This is a genomic window from Rhizorhabdus sp. GW822-FHT03C02 (assembly GCF_058801765.1).
The window spans coordinates 103,313-129,819 of record NZ_JBXANN010000002.1; the positions used below are offsets into that span (position 1 = coordinate 103,313).

Consider the following 26,507-nt stretch of genomic DNA (forward strand, 5'->3'; position numbering starts at 1 on the left):
GGAAACGATCACATCGCGTTCGAAGCGTTCTCGGCGACCGAGTTGGTGTCTTCGAGGACCGCTGCGTTGCTGTCGGCCATCGCGTCCGTGGTGTTCTCGACGACCGTGGTGTTGTTTTCCACGACTTCGGTCTTCTTGCAGGCCGCGATCGAGAGCGAGGCAGCGGCGATGAGCGAAAGCGTAACGATCTTCTTCATGATCGAATTCTCCGGATAATTGTCAAAGCAGAATTGCGTGAACGATCCCAATCCCGTTCAGGCTTGTTTCCCCCCGAAACAGGCTGACACTCTTTATCGTTTTGCAGTGCGTGATGCAATGTCTCTTGTTCTGGTAGTTATTGAGGGGGTTGTTGGGGCTGCGAAACGTCCGGATTTGCTGGATTCGAGGGGGTGACAGGGGGCGTCGGAGAGGGGGTCGCGGCCGCCGGCGCGGGGGTGTCCGATGGCGGAATTCCTGCGTCTGCATCGGCCGCCGACGTGGAATCACCGTCGATCGGATTGGCGGCGGCATCGGCCGCGGCAGCCGCCTCGGCGGCGCTGTCGTCGCCCTCCTGGTTGAGGATTTCGGCGCGCCGACGCTGCAGATAGGCCGACCGCGCCGCAGCATAGGAGTCCAGGCTCGAATCGAGGAAATTGTCGGCGCCGCTCTCGATCAGGCTGTTGCGCGCGTCGATCACCTGGGCTGCGAGCGAGCCGTAGCGCACGGCCTTCGAGACGCCGCACTCGCGCAGGCAGACATTGTAAGGATCCGCCAGCTGGCCGACGCCCAGGCCGACGCCGTCGCGCAGGGTCGACGGGCCCAGCAGCGGCAGCATCAGATAGGGGCCGCCATTGGCGCCCCAGGCGGCAAGGGTCTGGCCGAAATCCTCGTTCGCCGGCTGGATCTTCATCCGGCTGGCATTGTCGAACAGGCCGCCGATGCCGATCGTCGTGTTGACCACGAAGCGGCCCAGATTGCGGACGGCCCGGTCGAACCGGCCCTGCAGGACGTTGTTGATCAGCGAGAAGGGCTCGCCGACATTCGAGAAGAAATTGCGGACGCCGTCGCGCGCGGGCTTGGGCGCCACCGCCCGATAGACCTGCGTCACCGGCTTGACGATCACCTTGTCGGCGCCGCGATTGACCGCCCAGATTCCGCGGTTGAGGCCCTCCAGCGGATCGCGCTCGGCCAGCCGGTCGGTGCCGACATGGGTGGTGGTGCAGGCCGGAAGCGCGCAGGCGAGCGCCAGCACGCTCACCAGTTTCGCCGTAACACGCATGTAGATATTCCCTTTCGCGCGGACAGAACCGCGGCCTGTCATACTCTCGAAGGGCAGGCAAGTTCCCGTTGTGCAGTGCAGTTCGCCGCAGATATCGGCCACCTGCGCGCCTTGACCGCATATAAAGACTTCTTTATATCTGCATATATGCCGTGCGAGCCGCTAGCCATTTTCCGCGCCCTCGCCGATCCGACCCGGCTTCGGATCTTCCATCTGCTGCGCGCGATGGAATTGTCGATCGGCGAACTGGCACAGGTGCTGGGGCAGAGCCAGCCCAGGGTGTCGCGCCACGTCAAGATCCTCGCCGACGCGGGTCTCGCCGATCGCCGCAAGGAAGGCAGTTGGGTGTTTCTCGGGCTCGGCGATCCCGATTGCGTCGCGCCCTTGCTTGCGACCCTCGACGCCTGGGCGGACGAGGAGAATGACCCGTGGGTGGTCGCCGACCGCGCCCGGCTGGCCGCGGTCCGGGCCGATCGCACCGCGGCCGCGGCGCGCTATTTCGCCGAACATGCCGATGAATGGGATGCGATCCGCTCGCTTCACGTCCCCGAAAGCGCGGTCGAGGATCGGATCGTCGCATTGCTCGGCGATGCCCCGATCGGCCGGCTGGTCGATATCGGCACCGGCACCGGCCGGATGGTCGAATTGCTGGCGGGCGAGGCGCATAGCGCGATCGGCATCGATCGCAGCCCCGAAATGCTACGGCTGGCGCGCGCGAAATTTTCGCAGGACGGCTTGAACAATGCCGAGCTTCGGCAGGGCGACATGTATGCGCTGCCGCTCGGCGATGGTGCTGCCGATCTCGTGGTTCTCCACCAGGTGCTGCATTTCGCCCAGCAGCCGGCGGCGGCGATCGCCGAGGCGGCGCGGTTGATCGGGCCCGGCGGACGCCTGCTGATCGTCGATTTCGCCAGCCATGATCGCGAGGAACTGCGCAGCCGCGACGCGCATGTCCGGCTGGGGTTCGGCGACGATCAGATCGAGGGCTGGCTCGAGGCGGCCGGGCTGCTACTGGGGCGGCAGGACGAACTGGTGGGCGATGCGCTCACCGTCAAATTATGGCTCGGCCAGCGGGCCGGCCATGCGGCATTGAAGGTGGTGAAATGAACGATACTGTATCGCTGGCCCGACGCGAGGATGCGCGCAGCGCACCCGATGCGCCGTTGTTCGCCGGTGTCGCCGGCGACGCCACCGTGTCGTTCGAATTTTTCCCGCCGAAATCGGCGAAGATGGAAGAGGCGCTGTGGGGCGCGATCCAGACGCTCGCGCCGCTCGGCCCGCGTTTCGTCTCGGTCACTTATGGCGCCGGCGGCTCGACCCGTGAGCGCACCCATGCGACCGTCGCGCGGATCGTCCAGGAAACCGAGATTCCCGCCGCGGCGCACCTGACCTGCGTCGAGGCCTCGCGCGCCGAGATCGACGCCGTCGCGCACGATTATTGGGAAGCAGGGGTCCGGCATATCGTCGCGCTGCGCGGCGATACCCCGACCGGCGGTCCGTTCGTTCCCCATCCGCAGGGCTATGACGGTGCGGTTTCGCTGATCAAGGGGCTGCGCGAGGTGGCGCCGTTCGAGATTTCGGTCGCGGCCTATCCCGAATGCCATCCCGATTCGCCCGGCAAGGCGGCCGATCTCGACAATCTGAAGCGCAAGATCGATGCCGGCGCCAATCGCGCGATCACCCAGTTCTTCTTCGATCCCGACGTCTTTCTGCGGTTTCGCGACGAGGCGGCGGCCGCGGGTATCGAGGCCGACATCCTGCCCGGGATCATGCCGGTGATGAGCCTGGCCGGGGTGATGCGGATGGCCAAGCTCGGCGGCACCTCGGTGCCCGACTGGCTGCCGGCGCTGTTCGAGGGGCTCGACGATCATCCCGATGCGCGCCAGCTTATCGCCGCGACGGTGATGGCCGAGCAATGCCGGAAGCTTTACGCCGAAGGCGTCCGCCAGTTTCATTTCTACACGCTCAACCGCGCGGAACTGTCCTTCGCGGTCTGCCATCTGCTCGGCCTGCGCGCCGGCGCCAAGGGGCTGGAGAAAACCGCATGACCCTCAAGCATAGCGAAGCCGCCGCGATCTTCCGCGACCAGGCGAAGCAGCGCATCCTGCTGACCGATGGCGCCGCCGGCACGATGATCCAGCGCTACAACCTCACCGAGGCCGATTATGCCGGCACGCTCGGCCTGCCGTCGGATCAGAAGGGCAATAACGACCTGCTGGTGCTGACCAAGCCCGAGGTGATCGACGAGATCACCCGTGCCTATCTCGATGCCGGGTCGGACATCGTCTCGACCAACACCTTCAACGCCAACACGATCAGCCAGGGCGACTATGACGCGGTCCATCTGGTGCGCGAGCTGAACCTTGCCGCTTCGCGGATCGCCCGCAAGGCCGCCGACGACTATGCCGCGAAGGACGGCCGGCCGCGCTTCGTCGCCGGCGCGATCGGGCCGACCAACAAGACGCTGTCGCTGTCGCCCGACGTCAACGATCCCGGCTACCGCGCGGTCGATTTCGACACGATGCGCGACGTCTATCAGGATCAGGTCGCCGGGCTGATGGACGGCGGCTGCGATTTCATCCTGATCGAGACGATCTTCGACACGCTCAACGCCAAGGCGGCGATAATGGCGGTGTTCGAGGAACAGGCCAAGCGCGGGGTCGAGATCCCGATGATGCTGTCGATGACGATCACCGACATGTCGGGCCGCAACCTGTCGGGCCATTCGGTCGAGGCCTTCTGGCATGCGGTGCGCCACGCCCATCCGCTGACGGTCGGGCTCAACTGCGCGTTCGGTGCCGACCTGCTGCGCGCGCATGTCCAGGTGCTCTCGGGCATCGCCGACGCGCTGGTGATGATCTATCCCAATGCCGGGCTCCCCAACGATCTCGGCCAATATGACGAGGAACCGCCGACGACCGGCGCGTTCATCCGCGAATGGGCCGAACAGGGGCTGATCAACGTCGTCGGCGGCTGCTGCGGCACCACCCCGCCGCATATCGCGGCGATGGCGGCGGCGGTCGCGGGCAAGCCGGCACGCATTCCGCATGCCCATGATCATCGCACCCGTCTGGGCGGGCTCGATCCGTTCACGATGGCAGCCTGATTTCCTCCTGGCCCTCTCCCATTCGGGGAGAGGGTCGGGTGAGGGCCTTCTTCTCCACTCCTCCTGTTTCCCGGGCCATTCGATCATGACCACTCCCGCCTCCGCCCAGTTCGTCAATATCGGCGAGCGCACCAACGTCACCGGATCGGCGGCGTTCAAGAAGCTGATCATGGGCGGCGACTATACCAAGGCAGTCGAGGTCGCGCGCCAGCAGGTCGAAAACGGCGCCCAGGTGATCGACGTCAACATGGACGAAGGCCTGCTCGACGCCGAGTTCGCGATGACGACCTTCCTCAAGCTGATGTCGGCCGAGCCCGACATCGCCCGGATCCCGGTGATGGTCGACAGCTCGAAATGGTCGGTGATCGAGGCCGGACTGAAATGCGTCTCGGGCAAGCCGATCGTCAATTCGATCAGCATGAAGGAAGGCGAGGAAGCCTTTCTCGACCATGCCCGCAAATGCCGCAAATATGGCGCCGCGGTCGTCGTCATGGCGTTCGACGAGGTCGGCCAGGCCGACACCAAGGATCGCAAGGTCGAGATTTGCGAGCGCGCCTACAAGCTGCTCGTCGCCGACGGCTTCGCGCCCGAGGACATCATCTTCGATCCCAACATCTTCGCGGTCGCGACCGGCATCGACGAGCATCGCCGCTATGCGATCGACTTCATCGAGGCGGTCGCCGAGATCAAGAAGCGCTGCCCGCATTGCCATATTTCGGGCGGGGTCTCGAATCTGAGCTTCTCGTTCCGCGGCAACGAGCCGGTGCGCCGGGCGATGCACAGCGTGTTCCTCTACCATGCCATCCAGGCGGGGATGGACATGGGCATCGTCAATGCCGGCCAGCTCGACGTCTATGACGCGATCGACCCCGAACTGCGCGAAGCCTGCGAGGATGTGATCTGGGACCGGCGTGAGGATTCGACCGATCGCCTGATCGCCCTCGCCGAGAAATTCCGCGGCACCGATGCTGTCGCCGAGAAGGCCGCCGAGGAATGGCGCGGCTGGGATGTCGTCAAGCGGCTCGAACATGCGCTGGTCAAGGGCATCGACGCCTATGTCGTCGACGACACCGAGGAAGCGCGCCAGCATTTCGCACGGCCGATCGAGGTGATCGAGGGACCGCTGATGGACGGCATGAACGTCGTCGGCGACCTGTTCGGATCGGGCAAGATGTTCCTGCCGCAGGTGGTCAAGTCGGCGCGCGTCATGAAGAAGGCGGTCGCGCATCTTCTGCCGTTCATCGAGGCCGAGAAGGTCGCCGGATCGCGCCCGAAGGGCCGGATCATCATGGCCACCGTCAAAGGCGACGTCCACGATATCGGCAAGAACATCGTCGGCGTCGTCCTCCAGTGCAACGGCTATGAGGTGATCGACCTCGGGGTGATGGTGCCGTGGATGACGATCCTCGCCGCCGCCAACGAGAATGACGTCGACATGATCGGCCTGTCGGGGCTGATCACCCCGTCGCTCGACGAGATGGTGACGGTTGCGCAGGAAATGAAGCGGCTCAACATGACGATGCCGCTGCTGATCGGTGGGGCGACGACCTCGAAGGTCCACACCGCGCTCAGGATCGCGCCGGCCTATCAAGGCCCGGTCATCCATGTCCTCGACGCCAGCCGCGCGGTCGGCGTCGCCTCCACCCTGCTGTCGGACACCCAGCGCGACGCCTTCGTGCTCAAGACCGCCGAGGATTATGACGCGGTCCGCAAGGCGCGCGAGGGCAAGGGCCAGAACGAACTCGCTACCCTCGCCGAGGCGCGCGCCAACGCCTTCGTCGCCGATTTCGAACTCAAGCCCGACGCGCCGAAGCAGCCCGGCGTCCATGTGTTCGAGGACTGGTCGCTCGCCGACCTGCGCGACTATATCGACTGGACCCCGTTCTTCCGCGCCTGGGAGCTCGCCGGCAACTATCCTGCGATCCTCACCGATCCGGTGGTCGGCGAGAGCGCCTCGAGCCTGTTCGCCGACGCGCAGGCGATGCTCGACCGGATCATCGACGAGAAATGGCTGACCGCCAAGGGCGTCGCCGGGCTGTGGCCGTGCCGTGCCGAGGGCGACGACGTGCTGGTCGACACCGGCAATGGCGAGGTTCGCCTGTCGTTCCTGCGCCAGCAGATCAAGAAGCGCGAAGGCCGGCCGAACATGTGCCTGACCGATTTCATTTCGCCGGGCGGCGACTGGATCGGCGGCTTCGCGGTGACCGCGGGCCACGGCATCGACGAACATCTCGCCCGCTTCAAGGCCGAGACCGACGATTATCAGGATATCCTGCTGAAGGCGCTCGCCGACCGTCTCGCCGAGGCTTTCGCCGAGCGGCTCCACCTCCATGTCCGCACCACCCTGTGGGGCTATGCCGAGGGCGAGCAGCTCACCAACGAGGCGCTGGTCAAGGAGCAGTATCGCGGCATCCGCCCGGCGCCGGGCTATCCGGCCTGCCCCGACCACAGCCAGAAGCCGACCCTGTTCGACCTGCTCAAGGCGACCGACGCGACCGGCATCACCCTGACCGAAAGCTTCGCGATGCTGCCGACCGCGGCGGTGTCGGGTTTCTATTTCGGTCATCCCGAATCGAGCTATTTCGGGGTCGCCCGGATCGGCCCCGATCAGGTCGCCGACTATTGCGAGCGGCGCGGGGTCGACAAGGACACCGCCGAGCGCTGGCTGCGGCCGAACCTCGATTGATCGGCAACTAATATTTTAACTTCGTCATGCCAGCGCAGGCTGGCATCCATGTCTTCGTCCTTACGCGTTACCGCGGGATGTGAGAGACATGGACCCCAGCCTTCGCTGGGGTGACGGAGTTGGGTATGCGTTTGGCCATCCTCATAGCGGCAATGATTGCCTCTCCAGTCGCGGCCCAACCCTTTGTCGTCCAGCCCGCCGGCCAGTCCTATGCCACGCTCGACCAGGCGGTGAAGGCGATCGGCGACGGCGACGCCACCATCCTGATCGCGCCCGGCCTCTATCATGAGTGCGCGGTCCAGACCCAGGGCCGCATCACCTATCGCGCCGCGCGCCCGGGCACCGCGATCTTCGAGCGGGCGGTGTGCGAGGACAAGGCGGCGCTGGTGCTGCGCGGCCGCGGCGCCACCGTCGAGGGGCTGGTGTTTCGCCATTTCGGCGTCGCCGACGGTAATGGCGCCGGCATCCGGCTCGAAAAAGGGGCGCTGATCGTCCGCGACAGCGCCTTTCGCGATTCGGAGGAGGGGATCATCGGCAATGACGATGCCGCCGCGGATATCGTCGTCGACCGCTCGACCTTCTCGGGGCTCGGCCGCTGCGACCGCGACCTGTCCTGCGCCCATTCGATCTATATCGGCTTCTACCGCTCGCTGACCGTGACCCGGTCGCGCTTCGAGCGCGGACGCGGCGGCCATTATGTGAAGAGCCGCGCGGGCCGGATCGCGGTCAGCGACTGCAGCTTCGACGACACCGGCGGCAGGACCACCAACTATATGATCGACCTGTCGGCGGGCGCCACCGGCCGGATCGAGCGCAACATCTTCGTCCAGGGGCTCGACAAGGAAAATCACTCGGCCTTCATCGCGGTCGCCGCCGAATCGCGGACCAATGCTTCGGCGGGGCTGACGGTGACCGGCAACAAGGCCCACCAGGTCGACGGCGTCACCTGGCCGAGCGCATTCGTCGCGGATTTCAGCCAGTCGCCGATGCGGGTCGAGGGCAATGAGATCGGCCCCCGGATCACCCCCTATAGCGGGGTCGCCTCGCAGGAGAATCCGACGCTGATCGGTCGGATGCGGCACTATTTCGGGCGCGCCAAGGACAAGGTCCGCGAAAAGCTGCTGGGTTGAGACGCTTGCGGATTACTTCCCGCAATTGTCTCCGCCCGAGGCATCGAGATCGAGGCAGCGGCCATCGATCTCGGGCGCGGTGATCCTGAGCCCGACCAGCGAGGCGAGCGTCGGCAGGATGTCGACCGTCTCGACCGGGTTGGGCTGTTCGAAGCCGCGCATCCCCGGCATCCAGAACAGGATCGGCACCCGGCGGTCATAATCCCACGGGCTGCCATGGGTCGCGACATATCCGCCGGTCGCGTTGATGATCGGGGTCACATAGGGCTTGAGCAGCACCACCAGGTCGCCCGAATGTTTCGGGTTGTAGCTGGCCGCGGCGCGGTCGAGCAGGGTCCATTCGGTGACCGGGGCCGGGTTGGGCTTGTGGCTGTCGAAATCCTCGGCGGTGAACACCGCGGCGACCTGCGGATTGGCGAGCAGCGTCTTCTTCGCGCCGGCGATCACCCGGGGCCGATCGGCTTCGGCGATGTCCTTCGACACGTAGAAGTCGCCGAACGGCCCGTCGCCGACGATGGTGAAGCCTTCGATGTGCAACGCTTCGGCGACCGCATTGTCGACCGCCGCCGGCGTCATGTCCGGATCGACCCGCATCGCCCCGGGCAGCGCGTGGATGCGGTTGCGTTCGGGCAGGTCGTGGCCGCCATGGTCGGCGGTGAGCACCACCACGAACGGGATCTTGCTCGCCTCGAGCTTGGCGAAGAAGCCGCCGAGCGCCTTGTCGAGCGAGAGGACCTGCGCGCAACTCTCGGGCCCCTCGGTGCCATAGGTGTGGCCGACATAGTCGGTCGCCGACGCGCCGATCGAGATGACGTCGGTCGCGGGGCCGCGACCGAGCTGCAGCTCGTCGATCAGGCCCGACGCGATGTCGAGCGTCGCCTGGTCGAAATCGGGGCTGGTGCGGAACAGCCGCGTGTCGCCGGTCGGCCGGGTGACCAGCGGACCGCCGACCGACTTGCCGTCGCCGATGTCGACCGCCGAGACCCGTGTCTGGCAGATCGCCGGCAGCGGCGCCGGGGCTTCGTCCTTCGCCAGCAACGCATCGACCCGCGCGTTGATCGCGCGCACCGCCGCGGGCTCCTTGCGCCCGGCGAAGCTGACATAGCTGCGCGCGCCCCACCACCACATCTCGTCGGCCTGGTGGCCGCCCATCATCAGCGCGGCGCGGTCCTTGCCCGCGACCGACACCACCCGCGACTTGGGGTTCGCCGCTTTCAAACGATCACCGAGCGTCGGCATCAGCAGATGGACCGGCGAGGCGGTATAATTGTCGGCGCTCGATCCCTTCACGGTCTCGTCCTCGGCGCAATAGACGCGCTTGTCGCTGCGTTCGGCCTTCAGGTCGATCCAGTTGTTGGCGATGATCCCGGTCTTGGCCGGGTGCGATCCGGTCAGGATCGTCGAGTGGCCCGGGCAGGTCTCGGTCGCGGCATGGCTTTGATAGCCCGAGGGGAAGACCACGCCGGTGGTGAGCGTCTTGAGGCCGCCGGTATAATATTGGCGATATTCGCTGAACAGGTCGGCCGAGAACTGGTCGACCGAGATCGCGACGATGAGTTTGGGGACCGGAAGCGCGGCGTTGGCCGATGCGGACAGCGACGCGATCAGCGCGGCGGCGGACAAGATCTTCTTCATTCCCGGTCCCTTATCTCGTCCCCGGCGGTTGGGAACGGCGTGAATCCATCCGCTAGGCGTGCCGCATGTCAGCTTCGTGACGCCGGTTTCGCTATTTCGTCACCCACACCCGCTTGCCGCCGATCCATGTCTCGACCGGCTTCGCCGCGCGGATATCGGCCGCGCTCGAGGTGAAGATGTCGCGGTCGAGCAGCAGGAAATCGGCCTGGTGCCCCGGGGTCAGCGACCCGATCCGGTCCTCGGCGAAGCCGGCAAAGGCCGCGGTCGCGGTGAAGGCGCGGAACGCCTGGGGCAGGGTCACGGTCTGTTCGGGAAGCCAGCCGCCGGCGGGCTCGCCGTTCGCATCCTGCCGGCTGATCGCCGCGGCGAGCGCGGGGAAGGGGTTGGGGCTTTCGACCGGATAGTCCGATCCGAACGCCAGCGGCACGCCGTTGCTGAGCATCGACCGCCAGGCATAGGCGCCGCCGAGCCGCGCTGGTCCCAGCCGCGCCTCGGCCATCAGCCGGTCGGAGGTCTGGTGGACCGGCTGCATCGACGCGATCGTGCCGTTCTTCGCGAAGCGCGGCAGATCGGCGGGGTCGACGATCTGGGCATGTTCGATCCGCCAGCGCCGGTCGCCCTTGTAGGTGTCCGACAATTCCTCGATCGCGCCGAGCACCTGGTCGTTGGCGGCGTCGCCGATCGCATGGACCGCGGTCTGGAAGCCGTCCATCGCCGCGCGGCTCATCAGGTTCCTGAGCTTGGCGTCGTCGAGGAACTGCAGCCCGCGCTGGCCCGGCGTATCGGCATAAGGCTGTTTGAGCCAGGCGCCACGCGATCCGAGCGCGCCGTCGGCATAGAATTTGACCCCGACCATCCGCAGATGCCCGTCATAGAGCCATGGGGTCGGGCCGGAACCGGCGATCGACAGCAGCGGCTCGATACCATGCGCATAGCTGATGAAGCGCACCCGCAACCGGCCGGCGTCGCCCGCGCGGCGCATGACCTGCCAGTCGTCGAGGGTGGTGCCCATGTCGCAGGTCGCGGTGATGCCGTAGCCGAGCAATATCTCCTGCGCCTTGGCGAGCGCGGCATCGCGGTCGCGCGGCAGCGGCGCCGGCACCGCGTCGCGGATCAGCTTTTGCGCGGCATCGATGAATACGCCGGTCGGATTGCCTCTGGCGTCGCGTTCGATGCGGCCGCCGGCCGGGTCCTTGGTCTTCGCGGTGATGCCCGCCGCCGCCATCGCCGCGGAGTTGGCGAGCAGCGCATGGCCGTCGACCCGGCTCAGCACCACCGGGCGCCCGGCCGCCACCGCGTCGATATCGGTCGCGGTCGGGAAACGGCCGAGCTTCCAGCGTTCCTGGTTCCAGCCGCCGCCGCCGATCCACACCGGGCGCGGCCGATCCTGCGCATAGCGCGCGAGCGCGGTCTGCGCCTCGGCGAGGCTGTTGGTCGCCGACAGGTCGAGCGACAGCGCGACCTCGCCTAGTTCCATGACATGGCCATGCGCGTCGATCAGCCCCGGGATCAGCGTGCGGCCCTTGGCGTCGAGCCGGTAATCGAGCTTCTCGGGCCGTTTGTCGTCGCGGTCGAGCAGCTTGGCGACCTTGCCATTGTCGTCGATCAGCAGCCCGGTGAAGCGGACCAGCGCGCCTTTATTGTCGAACGTATAGCCATTGGCGTTGTCGATCAGCCCATCGGCGAGGGCTGGGGAGGCGATAAGGGCGAGGGCGGTTGCGACCAGCCCGACCCAGCCGTCGCTCCGGCCCCCGGGCCGGGGCTCCGCCCCGCCCGAGGACAGGCGTCGGCCGGGGCCACCCAAGGCTCTTGCGTCAACGGTTGGTGTTTCTGACTTGGGCGGCCCCGGCCTCCGCCGGGGCGACGGAGTGCGACCCAGTCCTGTCACTTCGGCAATCTCCGCACGACAGCCGAAATATCCTGCCGGCCGCCGCCCATCCCCTGGACGTCGGCATAGAATTGGTCGGCGAGCGCGGCGAACGGCAGCGCGGCGCCGTTGGCGCGGGCCTCGTCGATCGCCAGGCTCAGATCCTTGCGCATCCAGTCGACCGCGAAGCCGAAATCGAACTCTTCCGCGGCCATCGTCTTCCAGCGGTTGATCATATACCAGCTCGCCGCCGCCCCGCCCGAAATCGCCTCGAACACCTTGTCGAGATCGAGATCGGCATTCTGCGCGAAGCGGATCGCCTCGGCGGCGCTCTGCATGGCGCCGGCGATGCAGATCTGGTTGACCATCTTGGTGGTCTGGCCGGCGCCGGCACCGCCGATATGGACGATCCGCGAGGCATAGGCCTGCATCAGCGGGGTCGCCGCCTCGACCGCCTTGGCCGATCCGCCGCACATGATCGACAGCGTGCCCGCCTCGGCGCCCGACTGGCCGCCCGACACCGGCGCGTCGATCACGAGCAGGCCGCGATCCTTGCCCTCGACCGCGAGCTGCCGGGCGATCGTCGCGGACGCCGTGGTATGGTCGACGAACAGCGCGCCTTTCTTCATCGCCCGGAAGCAGCCGTCGTGGCGCAGCGTCACCGCCTCGAGATCGGCGACGTTGCCGACGCAGGCGAACACCGCATCGGCGTCCTCGGCCGCGGCGGCCGGGGTCGGCGCGAGCCGCCCGCCATGCGCTTCGACCCAGGCCTCGGCCTTCTTGGTCGTGCGGTTGTAGACGGTGACGTCATGCCCCGCCTTCGCCAGATGCCGCGCCATAGGGGCGCCCATCGCGCCCAGCCCCAGAAAGCTCAGTTTCGCCATGGACGTCGGCATAAGGCGGATTTTGCGGCGGCGCTAGTTTGTCTGCGGAGATTCATTCGTGTAGGGCGCGCGATCATGGCCACCTTGCTCGACACGCCCGGTTCGACCGGCATACCCGTCACCATCGATGATGTCCGCGCCGCCCATATCCGGGTCGCGCCCTCGATCGTGCGCACGCCGATTATGCACAGCAAGACGCTGAGCAATCTGACCGGGGCCAGTATCTGGCTCAAGTTCGAGAATCTCCAGTTCACCGCCGCCTACAAGGAGCGCGGCGCGCTCAACAAATTGTCGCTGCTCACCGACGAGCAGAAGGCGCGCGGCGTGATCGCGGCGTCGGCGGGCAACCATGCCCAGGGGCTGGCCTATCATGGCGCGCGGCTGGGTATCCCGGTGACGATCGTGATGCCCAAGCCGACCCCGACGGTGAAGGTCCAGCAGACCGAAGGGCATGGCGCGCGCGTCATCCTGACCGGCGAGCGCTATGACGATGCCTATGAGGCGGCCCTGCTGCTCGCCGCCGACGAGGGGCTGACCTTCGTCCACCCGTTCGACGATGTCGACGTCATCGCCGGCCAGGGCACGGTCACCCTCGAGATGATCGAGGATGCCCCCGAACTCGACACGCTGATCGTGCCGATCGGCGGCGGCGGGCTAATCTCGGGTGCGTCGGTGGTCGCGCGCGCGCAGTCCAGGCCGATCCAGGTGATCGGCGTTCAGGCCGAACTCTATCCGTCGATGTACGCCAAGATAAAGGGCGTCAGCCTGCCGTGCGAGGGCGATACGCTTGCCGAGGGTATCGCGGTCAAGCAGCCGGGCACGATCACCTCGGCGATCGTCGCCGAACTGGTCGACGATATCGTGCTGGTCGCCGAGCGCCATCTCGAGACCGCGGTGTCGATGCTGCTCCAGATCGAGAAGACCGTGGTCGAGGGGGCCGGCGCCGCCGGCCTCGCCGCGCTGCTCGCCCATCCCGAGCGGTTCCGCGGTCGCAACATCGGCATCATCCTGTGTGGCGGCAATATCGACACCCGCCTGCTCGCCAATGTGCTGCTGCGCGATCTGGCGCGGTCGGGCCGGCTCGCACGCCTGCGCATCCGCCTTCAGGACCGGCCCGGCGCGCTGTTCCACGTCGCGCGCGTGTTCGACGAACAGCAGGTCAACATCGTCGAAGTCTACCATCAGCGGGTGTTCACGACGCTGCCGGCCAAGGGGCTGATCGCCGATATCGAATGCGAGACCCGCGATGCCGCGCATCTCGATCGCCTGCTGCAGGCGCTGCGCCGCGAGGGTTATGAAGTGACGCCGATCGAGGCGGCCTGATCTCCGGTTGGCGGGTCGAACGATCCGCCGACTCGGAAATCCGCGGAACACAATATGTTAGGCTATGTGGCCGACCATGGGCCGTGCCGGCGCCTGCGACGGTGCGATCTGCTCCGCGCAGGCATGGGCGTATGATTCCATAACGACAGCCGCCAAGCGGCTCTCGTGAAGCTGCCGGGCAGTCATGCCGAACGGACGGTGATTATATCGGCGTTGTGTGCATTTGTTTGCGATCTATTTCGGATCCGAAAAAACATCGTCCAAATATGCTGGCCGCATTGGTCTTGGGCATCATGATGCCGCAAACGTTCGCATGCCGATCTATAAATAAGATGCGTGCCAAAATTGGGCAAAGTGTCGGAGAATGGCCGGATTACTCCGGTATTTTTCTGCACGGATGACTTGGATGTGTGGGCGGCCGCCGATTTGATTGCCCGGCTTCTGCCCGCTACGCGTATTGAACGATATTGCCGACTATCCTAAAAAGTGCACATCATGGCGGCGGTCAGGGGGCAGCGTGTTCGATGTCACGCTCTGCCTGTCGGCATGGGGCCGCCGTCGGTCGACCGGTTTCACGTTCGACAACAGGACGGGCTAGGGGAGAATGGATCTTTGAATCGCGTTCGTGAGGCCTGGAGCAACAGCCTGGTCGCCCGCAGCATGGCGATGTCGTTCACCGGGGTGGTGCTGGTCGGCCTGCTCGTCAGCGTGCTGACCAGCATATTGCTGCACCGGAACGCCGACGCGGTCGCGCTCGATCGCGTCAACGCCGATATGCGTGTCGCCTGGGACGTGCTCGGTTCGGGCGAGGGCATGTTCAGCGTCGAAAATGGCGCGCTGATGATCGGCGGCCACCGGCTGAACGGCGACTATGAGATGGTCGACAAGATGAGCAACCTCATCGGCGGCGTCGCGACGATCTTCATGGGCGACGTCCGGATCTCGACCAACATCCGCGAACCCGACGGCCGGCGCGCGGTCGGCACCCGCCTGACCTCCGAACCGGTGCGCGCGGCGATCTTCGGCGCGAACATGCCCTATCGCGGTAAGGCCGAGATTCTCGGCGAAACCTATATGACCGCCTATGATCCGATCCGCGACAGCAGCGGCAACGTCATCGGCGTGCTGTTCGTCGGGGTGAAACAGGCCGAATATGCCAGGCCCGCCGATACCGCGGCGCTCGCGGTCGTGCTCGTGACGATCGCCGCGGCGGCGCTGTCGCTGCTGCTGAGCTATTTGTTCGCGCGGCGCAGCCTGGCCGACCAGGCGCGGACGATGCTCGACGGCAGTCCGATCGCGGTCGCGATCGTCGATCAGGCCGGGAAGCTGCTCTACGACAACCGCAGCGGCAAGAAGCTGTTCGGCCATGGCGAGGAGAGCGACGGCATCGCGGTAAAGACGCTCTATGACGATCCGACAGTCGCGCAACGGATGATGGAGACGTTCGAGCGCGACGGCGAGGTCCGCGACGCCGAGATATTGTTCCGCCGCACCGACGGCAGCACCTTCTGGGCGATCTCCAACTGGCAGAGCATGGTCTATAACGGCCAGCCGGTGGCGGTCCGCTGGCTCTACGACATCACCGAACGCAAGGCGGCCGAGGTGGCGATGGAGCAGGCGCGCGCGCTCGCCGAGCACACCAACCAGGTCAAGTCCGAGTTCCTGGCGAATATGAGCCATGAGCTGCGCACCCCGCTCAACGCGATCATCGGCTATTCCGAACTGCTCCAGGAGGACATGGAGGATGCCGGGCATGATTATGCGCTGCCCGATCTCAAGAAGATCGAAAGTGCCGGCAAGCATCTGCTCGGATTGATCAACGACATACTCGATCTGAGCAAGGTCGAGGCCGGGCGCATGGAAGCCTATTATGAGCAAGTCAGCATGCCGCGCCTGCTCGACGAGCTCAAGGCGCTGGCGACACCACTGGCGATGGTCAAGGCCAACCGGCTGGAGATCGTCGCCGATCCGGCGCTCGACATCATCCGCACCGATTACACCAAGCTCAAGCAGAGCCTGCTCAACCTGATCAGCAACGCCAGCAAGTTCACCGAGAACGGCCTGGTGCGGCTCGAGGTCGAGCATGGGCCCGCCGAGGTCCGCTTCCGGGTGAGCGACACCGGCATCGGCATGACCGAGGAGCAGATCGGCCGGCTGTTCCAGGCCTTTTCGCAGGTCGATGCCTCGACCACCCGCAAATATGGCGGAACCGGGCTCGGCCTGACGATCACGCGGCGTTTCTGCGAGCTGCTCGGCGGCGATGTGACCGTCGAGAGCAAGGCGGGCGAGGGCAGCGTCTTCACGATCGTCCTGCCCATCCAGGTGGCCGAGGCCGAGGCTGCCGCCCCGGCGACCGCGTCGACCGGGCCGGTCTCGGCGACCCAGATACTGCTGGTCGACGACGATCCGCAAATCCATCAGCTCGTCGGTACGATGCTGACCCGCGAAGGCTATCGCGTCGAATATGCCGGCGGCGGCAGCGAGGCGCTGGTGCGCGCCAGCGCGCTCCAGCCGGCGATGATCCTGCTCGACGTGATGATGCCGCAGGTCGACGGCTGGACGGTGCTCGCCGCGCTCAAGGCCGAGCCGAAGCTCGCGGATATTCCGGTGGTGATCATCAGCCTGCTCGACGAGCGGCCGCTCGGCCTGTCGCTGGGCGCGGCCGAATTTCTGACCAAGCCGATCGATCGCGCCAAGCTGATCGAGACCGTGCGGACCTTCGCCGGCAAGCCGGTCGACGGCGGGAAGGTGCTGTCATGACCATCCACATCCTTCTGGTCGAGGACAATCCCGAGAATCGCGAGATGCTCGGCCGTCGCCTGACGCGGCGCGGCTATCGGCTGAGCTTCGCGGTCGACGGCGAGCAGGCGGTTGCGCTGACCCGGTCGGAGCGGCCCGATATCGTGCTGATGGATCTCAGCCTGCCGATCATCGACGGGTGGGAGGCGACTCGTCAGATCAAGGCCGATCCGGCGTTCGCGGCGATTCCGATCATCGCGCTGACCGCGCATGCGATGGAGGGCGATCGCGAGCGCGCGATCGCCGCCGGCGCCGACGATTACGATACCAAGCCGGTCGATCTCGAACGGCTGATCGGCAAGATCGAGGCGATCACCGGCAACGCAGATGCCGCGTCGGCGACCGGATCCGATCGGTGATGACGGTCGATATAGCCGCCGAACGCCCCGGCAAGGCGGTCGCGCGGCCGGCGCGGGTGCTCGTCGTCGACGATATCGAGGCCAATCGCGATCTGCTGGTGCGCCGGCTCGGTCGGCTCGGGATCACCGATGTCGTCCAGGCGGCCGATGGCCGCGAGGCACTCGACATCATCCGCAGCCAGCCGCTCGATCTGGTGCTGCTCGACATCATGATGCCGGTGATGACCGGCTTCGAGGTGCTCGAGGCGATGGCACAGGAAGGCCGGATCGAGACGCTGCCGGTGATCGTCGTGTCGGCGATGGGGGAAATGGACGCGACCGTCCGCGCGATCTCGCTGGGGGCCGAGGACTTCCTGATGAAGCCGTTCGACCCGGTCCTGCTGCGCGCGCGGATCCTGCCGACGCTGGAGAAGAAGCATCTGCGCGACCAGATGCGCGGCGAACTGGCGCGGCGGCGGGCGGAAATGGCCGAGGCGCGGCTGTTGCAGCTCGCGCTCAGCCCGCCGAACCATGCCGATCCGCGCTTCGCGATCGACGTGCTGATCGAGCCCGCGCGCGAGATCGGCGGCGATCTGATCGATCATGTCGTGCTGCCCAATGGCCAGCATCTGCTGGCGCTCGGCGACGTGTCGGACAAGGGCGCGGCGGCGGCGCTGATGATGGCGCGCACCCATGCGATCATCCGGGGGCTGGGCTCGCGCCCCGATGCGGTGTCGTTCCTGGGCGAACTGGCGAACGCCGCCAGGACGATCAACGAGACGCTGTCGCGCGGCAACGAAAGCTGCATGTTCGTCACCATGCTGCTCGGGCTGTTCGACCCCGCGAGCGGCCGGCTCGATTATGTCTGTTGCGGCCATGTCCCGCCGTTCGTGCGCCGCGCCGACGGCGCGATCGTCCGGCTGCCGGTGGCGGGTTGCCTGCCCCTGGGGATCAGCGAGCTTGCGAGCTACACCGCCGACAGCGCCAGCCTCGCCCCCGGTGATACGCTGCTGATCCTGAGCGACGGAGTCACCGAGGCGACCGCGCCCGACGAGACCTTCTTCGGCGAGGATCGCGTCACCATATGGCTCGCGGCCAGCCCGAACGATCCGGCCACCCTCGTCGCCGAGGTGCGCGGGCATGAGGCGGGTGGTCCGGCGTCGGACGATCTCGCGGTGCTGTTGCTGCGTTTCCACGCATAGGCGCGGAAGGCCGGCTACAGCATCTTGCCGAAACTCAGCCGGTTCTGGCCGTCGACATAGGCATAGCGGACATCGTCGAACATCTTGCGGACCAGATGGATGCCCAGCCCGCCGATCCCGCGCTCGTCGATGCCGAGATCGGTATCGGGGGCAGGGCGGGCCAGCGGATCGAAGGGCGGGCCGCAGTCGGTGATGACGGTGTTGAGCCGGCTGCCGTCGATGCGGACCGCGATGTCGATCACGCCGCTGCCATAGCGCGCGATGTTGCTCAATATCTCGTCGAACGCGACCATCAGCCGCGCATTCTGGTCCGCCGGCACCCCCGCTTGTTCGAGCCACGCCTCGATCGCGGCAATCAGGCCGGGCAATTCGCCGGGCGCCGCGGGAAAGCTGCGCGCGAAGTCAGCCGTCATTGCCATGTCTCTTGGCCTGCATCGCGAACGTCCCCCACCATGCCATCATAATCGTGTGGCGAAGAGGCATCCACTGCTGATATGACGCGACGCTCAGGGGCGAGACCAGGCGAGTTCGGATCACATGGACATCAGCGAAACCAGCCGCGACGGCGCGCTCGTGATTTCGGCGACCGGCCGCATCGACAGCAGCACCGCGGCCGCGCTCGAGGCGGTCCTGCCCGAACGTGTCCGCGAACAGAAGATCACGATCCTGAGCCTGGCCGACGTGCTCTATGTCAGCTCGGCGGGGCTGCGCGTGCTGCTGATCGGCGCCAAGGCGGCCAAGGCGACCGGCAACAGGCTGATTCTCACCGGGCTGTCGCCGGCGGTCCGCGAAGTCTTCGACATCAGCGGCTTCTCCAAGATCTTCACGATCGAGGACGATGTCGAGGCGGCGCTGGCGGCGATCGCCTGAACCGCGGCGACCGGGCCGCTCGCGGGCCTGAAGCCGGGTGATGATCAGGCTCCCGCCTGCCCGAGCGTCAGTCGCGGCCGGTCGACGCTATGCATCTTGAGCAGATAGAGCCGCATATTGGCGACCGCGCGGGCGATGTCGGCGGACGGGGTCGGGCGCATGCCGGTCGCCTTCGCCATATGCGGGCATTGCTCGACCTCCCATGGCATGAAGTTGAAGCCGTCGCCGGCCTCGAGCATCCAGATGATCGGATAGGGGCGGCCATACATCACCCCTTTGAGCTCTTCGGCGCCGATCATGTAGAGATCGACCTGGTCGGCATTGTTGGCGTCGAGCACCAGATCGGCGACGTCGAACGACAGCGCGACGCAGGCGGGCCGCGAGAATTTGGTGACCCGGAAGCCGACGTCGAGATCGGGGCCGATGAAGTCGATCACCCGCACGCCGTCGCCGCCCGACAGTTCGGGAATCTCCAGTTCGATATTGGGTCCGTCGAAATCGGCCAGCCAGGCGGTGCCCTTGAGGCGCAGCGGCAGATCGCCGAGATAGCGTTCCTCATAGATGTTCATCGTCCGCAGCAATGCCAGCAGCAGGTTGACGAGTTCGCCCGCGCTGTCGGGGGTGGCGACGAAGATCACCTCGTCGCCCATCACCTTCCACACCTCGACCGAAGGGGTCTCGCCTTCCTCGAGAAAGGCGAAGCCGATCTGGCCGGCCAGCATCAGCGGGAAATTGGTGAAAAAGGTCCGGAATGTGTCCAGCCAGTTTCCGCTGCGTGCGAAGCGCGTCTTATAGTGGGTGGAGCCGGCCATATCGACCGAGAGGAAGAGTCGGACCAATCATGCCTCCCCAGAAGATCCGCCGCCGGTCGGGCTGCGGTGCCGGCGCGTTCTGGCGGCCGGATCGCGGCATCATATGTGTTTGAAGCGCCGTGCGATATCGCAAAACTTTGCGGGTCGTTCGCCGAAAAAGGACCGACCCGGTCCAAACTCGATCGAGACCCCGCAAAGAATCAGGGTTAACGCTCTTTTCATGGAGCGGAAGGCGCGGCATAGTCGTCGGCGATCCTCAACCCTTGGCGAGCGTGGAAGGCACTGAATGACCGCACAGTTCCGTTTTCCGCGCTTTTTCGTGACGACGCCGGGGCCCTGTCCCTATCTTCCGGGCAAGACCGAGCGCAAGGTGTTCACCGAACTCGCCGGTCCCAACGCCAATGAGCTCAACGACGCGCTCGGCCGAATCGGTTTCCGCCGCAGCCAGGGCGTCGCCTATCGGCCGAGTTGCGTCGATTGCCAGGCCTGTGTTTCGGTCCGCGTGGTCGCCAGGCAGTTCAAGCCCAATGCCAGCCAGCGCAAGCTGATCAAGCGCCATGCCGATCTCGAGGTCCATGGTTGCGAGCCCTGGACGACCGAGGAACAGTTCGCGCTGCTCCGCCGCTATCTCAAGACCCGCCACCCGGGCGGCGGCATGGCCGAGATGGACGAGCTCGACTTCGCCGACATGGTCGAGCAGACCCCGATTCGCACCCAGGTCGTCGAATATCGCGAACCTTCGGTCAATGGCCGCCTCGGCAAGCTGGTCGGCGCCTGCCTGACCGACCGTCAGAATGACGGGCTGTCGATGGTCTACAGCTTCTTCGAGACCGAGGACGAGAAGCGCCCGGGGCTCGGCACCTATATCATCCTCGACCATATCCGCCGCGCGGCCGCATCGGGCCTCGACTATGTCTATCTCGGCTATTGGGTCGAGGGATCGGCGCGGATGCAGTACAAGACCCGCTTCCAGCCGCTCGAACGGCTGTCGCCTGGCGGCTGGCAGCGCTTCGAGGCGCCGGTCGCCGCGCAGCAGTCGGCCGCCGAGAGCGGGCCGTTCGGCGCCAAGCTCCCGACCATCGTCTGATCGCCGGACCGGCTATGGTCCGCCCGCTCGCGTCGATCGCGGCGCTCCTTCTCGTCCTTGCCGGCGCCCTGGTCTGGGCCGTGCTCGCCGCAATACCGCCCGCGGTGCGCGGCGCCGATGCGCCGATGGCGGTCTTCTCGGCCGGCCGGGCGATGGCCGACGTCCGCGCGATCGCCCGCGCGCCGCACCTGCTCGGATCGCCCGAAGACGCGCGAATCCGCGCCTATCTCGCCACCCGGTTGCGCGCGCTGGGAGCGGATGTCACCGAACAGCCGGTGCCGCTCGGCGAGAAATCGCTCGATCGGCTGTCGAAATGGGACGGGCATGACCTCCAGGCGGCGACCGGCCATAATGTGATCGGGTTGATCCATGGCCGTGACCGGTCGCTGCCGGCGCTCGTGCTGATGGCGCATCATGACAGCGTCGCGGGGTCGCCTGGAGCCGCCGACGACGCGATCGGGCTTGCCGCTGCGCTCGAGAGCGCGCGCGCGATGCTGGTGCGCGGACGCCCGGCGCGCGACGTGATCCTGCTGTTCACCGACGGCGAGGAGGTCGGGCTCGACGGTGCCGAGGCCTTTTACGGCCGCCACAAGCTGGCGAAGCGGACCGGCGTGATCGTCAACATGGAGGCGCGCGGCGGCGGCGGGCGTGCCAACATGTTCGAGACCGGCCCCGGCAATGCGGCGATGATGCGGGTCTATGCCGAGACGGTCGATCGACCGGCGACCAACTCGCTGTCGGTGCTGGTCTATGACCATATGCCCAACTACACCGATTATACCGTGGCCAAGCGCCGGGGCATCCCCGGCTTCAACTTCGCGCTGCTCGATCGTGGCTGGGTCTATCATTCGCCGCTCGCGACGCCCGACGCAATCGACCCGCGCTCGCTGCAGGACATGGGTGACCAGGTGCTGGCGCTCGCCTCGGCGCTGGCGTTCGCGCCCGCTTTGCCGGCGAAGGGCGAGGGTGCGGCATTCGCCGACCTGATGGGGCGGGTGACGATCGCCTATCCGGCGATGTTCGGCTGGATCCCACTGCTGGTCGCCACCGCACTGATCGGTCTTGCCGGGCGGCGATCGCGCCCGGACTGGGGCGCGATCGGTCGGGGGGCTGCGACCGTCCTCGCGCTGCTCGCGCATGGCGCGCTGCTGCTGACCGCGGTCAACGCGCTGTCGGGCAGCGGCGGCGCCAATTATTACGACCGGCTGGCGGCGCTGCCCCGGCTCGAAATCCAGGCGATCCTCGGGCTGGTCGCGATGATCGCGCTTGCCCCGCTCGCGGGCCGCGAAGCGAACAGACTGGTACTGGTCGGGCCGGCGCTCGCCCTGTTCTGGCTCGGCCTGCTCACCGGCGGATCGCTGATCGCGCTGACCGTCAGCGCGCTGCTTGCCGCCGGCTTCATGATGCTGCGGCGGGCCGGGGGCGAACTGCGCTGGGGTGGGTTGCTGCTGCTGACCGGGGTCGCCTGGCTGATCCAGATCGCCCTGCCGACGATCGCGCCCTTGTTCGTCTGGCCGCTGCTGCTTGCGGGGATGGGCCTCGTCGCGAGTGCCCTTTTGCCGCCGCTGCCGGCGCTGGTCATCGCGGTGCCGCTGGCGATCGTCGGGCTCGGCCATCTTGCCGCCCAGGCGCATTTCGTCATGCTCGCAGTCGGCGCCGAGCTTCCGTCGGCGCTGATCGCGTTCGTCTTTCCCGCGATACCACTGCTGTGGCCGCTGGTCGGACCGCTGCTCGCCGACCGGCCGGCGCGCAAGACCGCCGCGCTGGCCTTCGCGGCGGCGGTGGCGATCGCCTTCTGGGTGCGCTTCGACGCGATGGCGCCGAGCATCGCGACCTACAGCCTCGCTGAGGGCGGCAAGAAGAGCCGCGACTAGCCGCACTGCTGGCGATCCGGCCCACGATCGGCTAAGGGCGCACCCCTCAACCGCGAACGGAAACCATCTTGCCCACGCTCTATGCCAGCTTTGCCGAACGCATCGGCGCCATCCTCGACGATCTCGAAGCCACCGGCGCGCTGCCGGCCGGGCTCGATCGACGGAATGTCGCGGTCGAGCCACCGCGCGATCCGGCGCATGGCGACCTGGCGACCAATGTCGCGATGGTGCTGGCCAAGCCCGCCGGCAGCAATCCGCGCGCGCTCGCCGACCTGATCGTGCCGCGCCTGCGCGATCTGCCCGAGATCGCCACGGCCGAGATCGCCGGCCCCGGCTTCATCAACGTCCGGCTGACCGACGCGACCCTGCGCGGCGAACTCGCGGCGATCCTGTTGACCGGCGCCGACTATGGCCGGCTGACCGTCGGCGCGGGCAAGCGGGTCAATGTCGAATATGTCTCGGCCAACCCGACCGGTCCGATGCATATGGGCCATTGCCGCGGCGCGGTGGTCGGCGATGCGCTGGCCCAGCTGCTCGAATATGCCGGCTATGCCGTCACCCGCGAATATTATGTCAACGACGCCGGCGCGCAGGTGCAGACGCTCGCCCGCTCGGCGCATCTGCGCTACCGCGAGGCGCTCGGCGAGACGATCGAGATCCCCGAGGGCTTCTACCCCGGCGACTATCTGGTGCCGATCGGCCAGATGCTCGCCGAGCGTTACGGCTCGCTCTATGTCGGCGCGCCCGAGAGCGAATGGCTCGACCTGTTCCGCGAGCAGACCGTCGCCGCGATGATGGACATGATCCGCAGCGATCTCGCGCTGCTCGGCATCCGCCACGACGTCTTCTCTTCGGAAGCGGCGGTGCAGAAGGCGGGCAAGGTCGATGTCGCGCTCGACCGGCTGCGCGCCGAGGGGCTCGTCTATGAAGGCACGCTCGAGCCGCCCAAGGGCGAGCTTCCCGACGACTGGGAACCGACCGAGATGACGTTGTTCAAGGCGACCGCGTTCGGCGACGACAGCGACCGGCCGGTGCGCAAGTCCGACGGCGGCCTCACCTATTTCGGCACCGACCTCGCTTATCATGCCCAGAAGGCCGAGGGCGCCGACATGATGATCGACATCTGGGGCGCCGACCATGCCGGCACCGTCAAGCGGATCAAGGCCGCGGTCCAGGCGCTGACCGGCGGCCAGGTGCCGTTCGAGGTCAAGCTGGTGCAGATGGTGCGGCTGCTGCGCGGCGGCGAGCCGGTCAAGATGTCGAAGCGTTCGGGATCGTTCGTCACCCTCGCCGATGTCGTGCGCGAGGTCGGCAAGGACGTCGTCCGCTTCACCATGCTCACCCGCAAGGCCGACGCCCAGATGGACTTCGACTTCGCCAAGGTGGTCGAGGCGTCGAAGGACAATCCGGTGTTCTACGTCCAGTACGCCCATGCCCGCGGGCGCTCGCTCCACCGGCGCGCGGCCGAGGCCGGCATCGACGTGGCGCCCGCCGCCGACCTGTCGCTGCTCGATGCCGAGGAACTGGCGCTGGTCAAGCTCGCCGCGCAATTCCCGCGGATCGTCGAGAGTGCGGCGGCGGCGTCCGAGCCGCACCGCATCGCCTTCTATCTCTATGATCTGGCGGCGATGTTCCACGCGCTGTGGAACCGCGGCAACGACGACCCGGCTCGTCGCTTTTTGCGGGCGGACGCCCCCGAATTGACGCGGGCGCGGCTGGCGCTCACCGATGCGATCGGGCAGATTATCCGCAACGGGCTGGGCGTCATGGGCGTCGCGGCCGCGGAGGAGATGCAGTAGATGACCGACTATTCCCGCGACCGGCTGGGCCCGGACGACGAGGATCGGCTGCCCTGGCTCGAGCCGGTCGAGGAAGATGTCGAGGAGAGCGGGCTGAACCCCCGCCTGTTGATGGCGGCGGCGATCACCTTGCTGATCCTGGCGTTGATCGTCGGTGGGATCTTCTGGCTGCGCGGGCGCGGCGGCGCCGGCGCGACCGGCGACGGTTCGGTGATCAAGGCGCCCGACAGCTATTATAAGGAAAGGCCGCAAAGTCCCGGCGGCATGGATGTCGGTACGGGGGATGAGATCGTCTACAGCGCGTCGAAGGGCAATGAGGTCGACAGCAATATCGACGTCAGCGGCGCCGCCGAGGCGCCGGTGAACGTCGAGCGTCCGGCGGCGGCGCCCGTCGCGGCCCCGAAGGCCGCTGCGCCGGCTGTCGTGCCAGCCGCCAAGACCCCGCCAGCCGCCACGCCGGTCAAGCCGTCGACCGACGCCGCGCTGCCGACCAAGGTCGCGCCGCCGGTCGCCAAGCCCGCGCCGCCCAAGCCGAAGCCGGTCAGCGTCGCCCCGGCGCCGACGGTGGTCTCGGGCGGGTCGATGGTCCAGCTCGGCGCCTTTTCGAGCCAGGCCAAGGCCAATGCCGCTTGGAAGTCGCTGTCGGGCCGTTTCGGTTTCCTGTCCGATCTCACCCAGTCGGTGGTGCCGGTCCAGTCGGGTGACAAGACCCTCTACCGGCTGCGCGCGGGCGGCGGCAACGCAGCCGGCATCTGCGCGAAGCTCAAGACCGCGGGCGAAAGCTGCTCGGTGATCGGCTGAGATGACCCCGCTGATCCTGGGCCTCGCCGGCCCCGCGGTCACCGCCGCCGAGCGGGCCTTCTTCGCGTCGGTCGATCCGGCGGGCTACATCCTGTTCCTGCGCAATGTCGCGGATCCGGCGCAGCTGCGCGCGCTGACCGACGATCTGCGGTCGATCGCCGGCCGCGACGACGTGCCGATCCTGATCGACCAGGAGGGCGGCCGCGTCGCCCGGATGCGGCCGCCGCACTGGCCGCTCTTCCCGAAGGCCGAGCGGTTCGACCGGCTCTATGATGTCGCGCCGATGACCGCGATCGAGGCGGCGCGGCTCAATGCCCAGGCGCTCGCGGTAATGCTGGCGGAGGCGGGGATCAACGTCGATTGCCTGCCGCTGCTCGACGTCCGCCAGCCGGGCGCACACGACATCATCGGCGACCGCGCGCTCGGATCCGAACCGATGAAGGTCGGCTCGCTCGGCCGCGCGGTGCTCGACGGTTTGCGCGCGGGCGGCGCGGTCGGGGTGGTCAAGCATATGCCGGGGCATGGCCGGGCGATGGCCGACAGCCATCTCGAACTGCCGGTGGTCGATGCCACCGCGGACGAACTCGAGACCGATCTCGCGCCGTTCGCGGCGCTCAACGGCGCGCCGATGGCGATGACCGCGCATGTCGTCTACCGCGCCTGGGACCCGGCGCATTGCGCGACGCTGTCGGCCAAGGTGATCGGCGAGATCATCCGCGGCCGGATCGGCTATGACGGGCTGCTGATGTCCGACGATCTCGGCATGAAGGCGCTGTCGGCCCCGTTCGCCGATCGTGCCGCGGGCGTGCTCGCCGCCGGCTGCGACATCGTCCTCCACTGTTCGGGCGACATGGCCGAGATGGAGGCGGTCGCCGGCGCGGTCGCCGCGATCGGCGGCACCGCCCGCGCGCGGCTCGATCGGGCGATGGCGACCGTCGCCGGAGTGCGCTGCGACGTGCCGCTCGCCGAACTGATCGCGAAGCGTGACGCGCTGATGGCGGTGCTGCCGGAAAGCTGAAGTCCGCTGGCAATCGCG

General features: G+C 67.1%; 22 protein-coding genes. 15 read left to right on the top strand and 7 right to left on the bottom strand.

Annotation, left to right across the window (positions count from 1 at the left end):
- Window positions 1-8: 8 nt before the first annotated feature.
- Together AC1RM6_RS07580 and AC1RM6_RS07585 are read right to left on the bottom strand one after the other, a co-directional pair.
- Window positions 9-197 carry a hypothetical protein gene (locus tag AC1RM6_RS07580; protein ID WP_493099754.1) on the bottom strand — a complete coding sequence of 63 codons (189 nt, stop codon included), beginning with the start codon at window positions 195-197 and terminating at the stop codon, window positions 9-11.
- 137 nt (window positions 198-334) lie between these two features.
- A complete protein-coding gene (locus AC1RM6_RS07585) occupies window positions 335-1,258 on the bottom strand; it encodes an MlaA family lipoprotein (RefSeq protein WP_493099756.1) in 924 nt (307 codons plus the stop codon).
- Window positions 1,259-1,405: 147 nt separating this feature from the next.
- Here AC1RM6_RS07585 and AC1RM6_RS07590 point away from each other — a divergent pair, with 147 nt between their 5' ends.
- The 5 genes from AC1RM6_RS07590 (at window position 1,406) to AC1RM6_RS07610 (ending at window position 8,180) form a co-directional block, all read left to right on the top strand.
- Window positions 1,406-2,365 carry an ArsR/SmtB family transcription factor gene (locus AC1RM6_RS07590; protein WP_493099757.1) on the top strand — a complete coding sequence of 320 codons (960 nt, stop codon included), beginning with the start codon at window positions 1,406-1,408 and terminating at the stop codon, window positions 2,363-2,365.
- Window positions 2,362-3,306, top strand: coding sequence for a methylenetetrahydrofolate reductase [NAD(P)H] (gene metF, locus AC1RM6_RS07595; protein WP_493099759.1), 945 nt, complete (start codon window positions 2,362-2,364; stop codon window positions 3,304-3,306). The genes AC1RM6_RS07590 and metF overlap by 4 nt, the downstream gene beginning before the upstream one ends.
- Window positions 3,303-4,364, top strand: coding sequence for a homocysteine S-methyltransferase family protein (locus tag AC1RM6_RS07600; RefSeq protein ID WP_493099761.1), 1,062 nt, complete (start codon window positions 3,303-3,305; stop codon window positions 4,362-4,364). Before metF ends, AC1RM6_RS07600 begins: the two co-directional genes overlap by 4 nt.
- A gap of 85 nt (window positions 4,365-4,449) precedes the next feature.
- Window positions 4,450-7,050 (top strand): methionine synthase, encoded by a 2,601-nt coding sequence (metH, locus tag AC1RM6_RS07605; protein WP_493099763.1) that lies wholly within the window; start codon window positions 4,450-4,452, stop codon window positions 7,048-7,050.
- Window positions 7,051-7,202: 152 nt separating this feature from the next.
- On the top strand, window positions 7,203-8,180 hold the full coding sequence (locus AC1RM6_RS07610; protein WP_493099765.1) for a right-handed parallel beta-helix repeat-containing protein: 978 nt from the start codon (window positions 7,203-7,205) through the stop codon (window positions 8,178-8,180).
- A 12-nt stretch (window positions 8,181-8,192) separates the two neighbouring features.
- On the opposite strand, the gene AC1RM6_RS07615 is transcribed toward AC1RM6_RS07610, so the two are convergent.
- From AC1RM6_RS07615 to AC1RM6_RS07625, 3 genes are all read right to left on the bottom strand, one after another.
- Window positions 8,193-9,815, bottom strand: a complete 1,623-nt coding sequence (locus AC1RM6_RS07615; RefSeq protein WP_493099766.1) for an alkaline phosphatase family protein — start codon at window positions 9,813-9,815, stop codon at window positions 8,193-8,195.
- A 91-nt stretch (window positions 9,816-9,906) separates the two neighbouring features.
- Complete coding sequence (locus AC1RM6_RS07620) at window positions 9,907-11,541, bottom strand: amidohydrolase (protein ID WP_493100595.1); 1,635 nt, start codon at window positions 11,539-11,541, stop codon at window positions 9,907-9,909.
- Between the two features lie 158 nt (window positions 11,542-11,699).
- Window positions 11,700-12,566: an NAD(P)-dependent oxidoreductase gene (locus AC1RM6_RS07625; protein ID WP_493099768.1), complete on the bottom strand. Its 867-nt coding sequence runs from the start codon at window positions 12,564-12,566 to the stop codon at window positions 11,700-11,702.
- Between the two features lie 75 nt (window positions 12,567-12,641).
- On the opposite strand from AC1RM6_RS07625, the gene AC1RM6_RS07630 reads away from it, so the two are divergent.
- The 4 genes from AC1RM6_RS07630 (at window position 12,642) to AC1RM6_RS07645 (ending at window position 18,228) form a co-directional block, all read left to right on the top strand.
- Entirely contained in the window at window positions 12,642-13,889 is a 1,248-nt protein-coding gene (locus tag AC1RM6_RS07630) for a threonine ammonia-lyase (protein WP_493099770.1), read from the top strand.
- Between the two features lie 612 nt (window positions 13,890-14,501).
- Window positions 14,502-16,649 carry a cache domain-containing protein gene (locus AC1RM6_RS07635; protein ID WP_493099772.1) on the top strand — a complete coding sequence of 716 codons (2,148 nt, stop codon included), beginning with the start codon at window positions 14,502-14,504 and terminating at the stop codon, window positions 16,647-16,649.
- Window positions 16,646-17,047: a response regulator gene (locus AC1RM6_RS07640; protein WP_493099774.1), complete on the top strand. Its 402-nt coding sequence runs from the start codon at window positions 16,646-16,648 to the stop codon at window positions 17,045-17,047. The genes AC1RM6_RS07635 and AC1RM6_RS07640 overlap by 4 nt, the downstream gene beginning before the upstream one ends.
- Window positions 17,047-18,228, top strand: coding sequence for a PP2C family protein-serine/threonine phosphatase (locus AC1RM6_RS07645; protein WP_493099776.1), 1,182 nt, complete (start codon window positions 17,047-17,049; stop codon window positions 18,226-18,228). The genes AC1RM6_RS07640 and AC1RM6_RS07645 overlap by 1 nt, the downstream gene beginning before the upstream one ends.
- Window positions 18,229-18,242: 14 nt before the next feature.
- Here the strand turns inward: AC1RM6_RS07645 and AC1RM6_RS07650 are convergent, their stop codons facing one another.
- Window positions 18,243-18,641 (bottom strand): ATP-binding protein, encoded by a 399-nt coding sequence (locus tag AC1RM6_RS07650; protein ID WP_493099778.1) that lies wholly within the window; start codon window positions 18,639-18,641, stop codon window positions 18,243-18,245.
- Between the two features lie 124 nt (window positions 18,642-18,765).
- Here AC1RM6_RS07650 and AC1RM6_RS07655 point away from each other — a divergent pair, with 124 nt between their 5' ends.
- Window positions 18,766-19,098 (top strand): STAS domain-containing protein, encoded by a 333-nt coding sequence (locus AC1RM6_RS07655; protein ID WP_493099780.1) that lies wholly within the window; start codon window positions 18,766-18,768, stop codon window positions 19,096-19,098.
- 44 nt (window positions 19,099-19,142) lie between these two features.
- On the opposite strand, the gene AC1RM6_RS07660 is transcribed toward AC1RM6_RS07655, so the two are convergent.
- Window positions 19,143-19,937 carry a hypothetical protein gene (locus AC1RM6_RS07660; protein ID WP_493099781.1) on the bottom strand — a complete coding sequence of 265 codons (795 nt, stop codon included), beginning with the start codon at window positions 19,935-19,937 and terminating at the stop codon, window positions 19,143-19,145.
- A gap of 259 nt (window positions 19,938-20,196) precedes the next feature.
- On the opposite strand from AC1RM6_RS07660, the gene AC1RM6_RS07665 reads away from it, so the two are divergent.
- From AC1RM6_RS07665 to nagZ, 5 genes are all read left to right on the top strand, one after another.
- Window positions 20,197-20,997, top strand: coding sequence for an arginyltransferase (locus tag AC1RM6_RS07665; protein ID WP_493099782.1), 801 nt, complete (start codon window positions 20,197-20,199; stop codon window positions 20,995-20,997).
- A 14-nt stretch (window positions 20,998-21,011) separates the two neighbouring features.
- A complete protein-coding gene (locus AC1RM6_RS07670; protein ID WP_493099784.1) occupies window positions 21,012-22,871 on the top strand; it encodes a M20/M25/M40 family metallo-hydrolase in 1,860 nt (619 codons plus the stop codon).
- 68 nt (window positions 22,872-22,939) lie between these two features.
- Window positions 22,940-24,670, top strand: coding sequence for an arginine--tRNA ligase (gene argS / locus AC1RM6_RS07675; RefSeq protein ID WP_493099786.1), 1,731 nt, complete (start codon window positions 22,940-22,942; stop codon window positions 24,668-24,670).
- The gene (locus AC1RM6_RS07680; RefSeq protein ID WP_493099788.1) at window positions 24,671-25,471 is read left to right on the top strand and encodes an SPOR domain-containing protein; all 801 of its coding nucleotides are present in this window, start codon (window positions 24,671-24,673) and stop codon (window positions 25,469-25,471) included. It abuts the gene before it with no gap.
- Window position 25,472: 1 nt separating this feature from the next.
- Window positions 25,473-26,489: a beta-N-acetylhexosaminidase gene (gene nagZ, locus AC1RM6_RS07685; protein WP_493099790.1), complete on the top strand. Its 1,017-nt coding sequence runs from the start codon at window positions 25,473-25,475 to the stop codon at window positions 26,487-26,489.
- The last annotated feature ends 18 nt before the right edge of the window (window positions 26,490-26,507 follow it).